Raw genomic sequence first — 4,609 nt, 5'->3', positions numbered from 1 at the left:
ACTACAGCATTGTTAGTTGGTTGATATATAAAGTTTTTATTCGAACATGCCGCCCATGTTTTTGCCAAATGGGTTTTTCCCACTTTTAAGCATTTTACCCATTTCAGCCATTTTATCTCTTGATTGTTCTCATTGTTTGAGTAGTTTGTTTAATTCATCTGGAGAACGTCCTGAACCATTTAGAACACGCATTCTTCTTGTTGGTTCTTTTTTAAATAATTTAGGATCACGACGTTCTTTTTTAGTCATACTAGACAAAAGAACACCTCAGATTTTCATTTTCTTTTCAGCTTCTTCGATTTGATCAGAAGAGATTTTATTAATTCCTGGGATCATTGTAGCAAGTCCTGATAAACTACCCATTTTTGGAATCTGGTTCATTTGATACATTAGATCTTCTAAATCCATTTTTCCAGCCATCATTCGTTGCATAGCGTTCTTTGCTTTTTTCTCATCAATAACATCAGCTGCTTTTTCAGCTAATGTCATAATATCTCCAAGTCCAAGAATCCGATCTGCCATTCTTTCAGGATAGAAATCACTAATTGAACCAACACGTTCTCCTGTACCTGTAAACTTGATTGGTACATTAAGCAGAGAAGTAATTGATAAAGCAGCCCCTGCTCTTGCATCAGAATCTAATTTAGTAATAATAATTCCTGTTAATTTTAATCAATTATTAAATTCAGTGGCTACATTAATAATATCTTGACCAGCCATAGCATCTACTACTAAAAAGATTTCATCTGGTGTATAGACTCGTTTGATGTTAACTAATTCTTGCATTAATTCTTCATTAGTTTGAAGACGTCCAGCAGTATCGACAATAATTAAATCATTATCTTGTTGATCAGCTAGATTCATTGCATTCTTAACAATTAAATCAGGGCGAGCAACACCTTCTTGATAGAAATCAACTCTAGTTTGTTCAGCTAGTGTTTTAAGTTGATCAATCGCTGCAGGTCTGTAAATATCTGCAGCTACTAATAATGGTTTTTTATTATATTTATTTCTTAAAAAATTAGCTAGCTTACCAACAGTTGTAGTTTTACCAGACCCTTGAAGACCAACCATCATGATCTTTAATGGTTTTTTATTAACATTAAGGGGTTTGTTTTCTTTACCAAGAATTTGAACCAATTCTTGTTTAATGATTCCTAATACAACATCAGAAGCTTTATCAAAGTTTTCTACATAAGTTCCGATTGCTTTTTCTTTAATATTACTAATAAACTTTTTAACAACTAACAAGTTTACATCGGCATCTAAAAGAGCAATTCGGATCTCACTTAATAATTCTTTTATATCTTCTTCTTTAAGAGTGGCATTTTTTAATTTTTTTGACAATCGTTTAGAAACGATTGAACTAATCATTGATTTTAACATTACTTTTAAAACCCCTTCATCATAAGTTTATTATTAATTGCTTGTTTTAGTGTTTCATCATCAGCATAATCAATGCTACTGTTTGATGGAATTCCAAAACCGATTCGATAAACCCTAACAGCTTCTAAATCCTTAAGTAAATGTAATATATACTCTGCAGTTGCTAATCCATCATGAGTAAAACTAGTAGCAATAATAACTTCACTAAACCCATTATCAACTACTCGTTGTTTTAATGTTTTAAGATTAGTATGTTCGATCATTACACTTTTTCTTAATGAGATTTCACCTTCAGTGATGTGATATAACCCTTGATAAATATTAGCTGCTTCAATTCGTTCTAATTCTTCAACTGTTGTTACAATCATTAATTTAGAACGATCTCGATATTCATTTAAACAAATATCACATTCATCATTAGTACTTAAATTAGCACAACTAACACACCTTTTGATTTTAGCTTTAGCATTAAGAATCCGTTTTGAGAAATCATTGATGTATCGTTCATCTTGTTTTAATAAGAAAAATGCTCATTTTTTTGCATTCTTGGCTCCAACTCCTGGTAATGAACGAAGAGCATCAACAAGCATTTCAAACTCAGCTGGTTTACTCATAATTTAAATAATTAACGACCAAACATTCCTTTAGGCATCATACTATTCATTAAAGCATCACGTTCTTTATTTGTTTTTTCAATTGCTTCATTAATAGCTGCACGAATTACATCAGTTAATGTATCTGTATCATCTGGATCAACTAATTCTGGTTTAATCTTAATGTCTAAGATTGATAATGAACCAGCTAGTTTAATTTGAACATATCCTTTATAGTCGTATTCAAATTCTTTATCATTAAATTCTTTTTGGTTTTTAATTAAAGCTTCTTGTGCTTTTTGAGCTTGTTGCATTAATTTTTTGATATCCATATTTCTTATCCTTATTTTTTTATTCTTCTAAACTTAGATTAAATTGTTTTAAAGCTTCTGCAGTTTCTTTTAATTTGCTAGTTAATTTTTTAACATGGCTATTATTTACATCATTTATTATAATGTTTTTTAATTGTGCTCGCTTACTATTAATTTCCTTAGCTATTTTTTTATCAATTGCTATTACTTGCTTATCTGCTGCAAATTGATCTGTATCAAAAACCTTAAAAAAAGATTTAATAAATTCATCATCAAAAGCTATTTTGTTAATAGCTTCAACTCTTGATCCATAATCTGACATTAAAACAACACAATTATCTGATACCCAAGCAACTTCAATTGTATAGTTAAGAACAGTTAAACTATCAACTAGTTTTTTATGTTCAGCTACTGTTTCTTGTTGCTTTATTTCTTTAAATAGATTTAAGAATGTTAGTGTTTTTTGTTTTGAAGTAAAACAAAGAGCTTGTTTAGCAAGTTTAATTATTTCTTCATTATCAATAACTATATTAGATTGTTCATTAGAAGTATTAGTTTCTTGTTGATCTTTTTGTACTGGTTGGTTAGCTTGTTGATGATAAACTAGATTTGTTTTAAATAATGAAGCTAAATCAATTGGTGTTTGTATTTCAGGCTCTATATTAATTGGAATTGGTTGAGTGTTTTGTTTAATAATGACTGAATCAGTTTGTTTAGTTGGTTTAGGTTCTTGTTGTGGTTGTAATTTAGGTTCAGTTTTAGGTTCAAATTGATTTAGCTGGTTTTTAGAGTTTAGTTCATTATTTAATTGATTAGTTGGTTTTGATTGATTTAGTTTATTAACTGGATTAGTTAGTTGATATACTAAGATTTCCATTTCAACTAAAGAATGAACAGAATCTTTAATCTTATTTCTAGCTAACATTAATAAAGATAAAATTCTTTGATAATCTAATCCATAGTTAATAATTGTTTTAAGTTCATTTTCATTAAGTTTTTTAACATACTCTAAACTATTTGTTTGAAGATATGTAAGCGTATCAAATAAGATCTGAATTAAATCATCAACTAATAAATGAAAACTAATTCCCTCTAAACTTAATTGATCAACTAAACTTCTTAAAGCAGAGAAGTTTAGATTAGCTACATATTCAAGAAATTGAATTTTATACTTATTATCAATTAAACCAAAGACTTGATTAATTAGTTTTAAATCAATTTTATTATGAACACTTAATTGATCTAATAAACTTAAAGCATCCCTACCTGCTCCATCTGCTAAATCAACAATTTTAGTTATAGCTTCTTTTTGAATACTGATATTTTCTTTATCAACTACATATTCAATCATTGCTGATAGTTCAGCTTTATTTAATCGTTTAAAATCAAGTCTTAAACATCTACTAATAATTGTTAAAGGAATTTTTTGATATTCTGTTGTAGCTAATATAAAAACAGCATAGCTTGGTGGTTCTTCAATTGTTTTTAATAAAGCATTTCAAGCAGCGTTTGATAGCATATGAGCTTCATCAATGATATAAACCTTATATGGAAGACTAACTGGTAAGTAGTTAACATTTAAGATAATCTCTCTTATTTGATCAACCCCATTATAACTAGCAGCATCTAATTCAACAACATCCATTGCTTTTTCATCAATGATTGATGTGCAATTTACACACTTCATACAAGCATCATTGCCATTGACTTTGTTTAAGCAATTAATAGCACAAGCAAAGATTTTAGCAAAAGATGTTTTTCCAATACCCCTAGGTCCTGAAAAAACATATGCATGCCCAATTTGGTTACTTCTTATACTAGCTAAAAGTAGATCCTTGATCATCCCTTGTCCAAATACACTACTAAAACAACGCGGACGATATTTCCGATAAAGCGATATTTTATTCATAACAACCCCTGATCCTATCTTTTTATTATACATAATAAACACCAAAAAAAGAGATATTTTATAGATTTAATTTAGGGGGTTTAATATCCTAAAATGCTACTATATAACCTAAAATTTATCACTTGTCAAGAGCTAAAAAATGATATTAAAAAAGTGATAAAAAAACCAACATAAAGGGAATAAAATTTTATATAATCAATTATTAACAACAAGGGTAATTTAATATGCAAAAATCAAACGAACAGGTTAAGACGCCTGAATTTAAAAAGAACCGTTTATCAAATTCAATTGTCATTGGGGGGATGATTGCTTTTGGTAAATCAACACTTGCTCAAGCTTTACACGAAACATATAAACCATCAAATGTAGTTTATGAAATGAACGATGATGATCAATTAATGAATTTGTTG

General features: G+C 28.8%; 4 protein-coding genes and 1 pseudogene. 1 reads left to right on the top strand and 4 read right to left on the bottom strand.

What is annotated here, in order from left to right:
* Positions 1-36 precede the first annotated feature (36 nt).
* The 4 genes from ffh to dnaX are packed head-to-tail and all read right to left on the bottom strand — an operon-like array spanning position 37 to position 4,199.
* Positions 37-1,386: a signal recognition particle protein gene (gene ffh, locus UDIV_RS00470; protein WP_038101689.1), complete on the bottom strand. Its 1,350-nt coding sequence runs from the start codon at positions 1,384-1,386 to the stop codon at positions 37-39.
* A gap of 5 nt (positions 1,387-1,391) precedes the next feature.
* Complete coding sequence (gene recR / locus UDIV_RS00465) at positions 1,392-2,000, bottom strand: recombination mediator RecR (RefSeq protein ID WP_038101687.1); 609 nt, start codon at positions 1,998-2,000, stop codon at positions 1,392-1,394.
* Between the two features lie 11 nt (positions 2,001-2,011).
* Complete coding sequence (locus UDIV_RS00460; RefSeq protein ID WP_038101685.1) at positions 2,012-2,311, bottom strand: YbaB/EbfC family nucleoid-associated protein; 300 nt, start codon at positions 2,309-2,311, stop codon at positions 2,012-2,014.
* Between the two features lie 19 nt (positions 2,312-2,330).
* Positions 2,331-4,199: a DNA polymerase III subunit gamma/tau gene (gene dnaX, locus UDIV_RS00455; RefSeq protein WP_038101691.1), complete on the bottom strand. Its 1,869-nt coding sequence runs from the start codon at positions 4,197-4,199 to the stop codon at positions 2,331-2,333.
* Positions 4,200-4,423: 224 nt separating this feature from the next.
* Between dnaX and UDIV_RS00450 the strand changes: the two are divergent.
* Positions 4,424-4,609 (top strand): annotated as a pseudogene (locus tag UDIV_RS00450) (deoxynucleoside kinase); the annotation flags it as partial.

This window comes from Ureaplasma diversum NCTC 246 (genome assembly GCF_000731915.1).
Lineage (GTDB): Bacteria > Bacillota_I > Bacilli_A > Mycoplasmatales > Mycoplasmoidaceae > Ureaplasma > Ureaplasma diversum.
The sequence above is the reverse complement of the archived record's forward strand: the minus strand, read 5'-3'. Positions and strand labels throughout refer to the sequence as shown.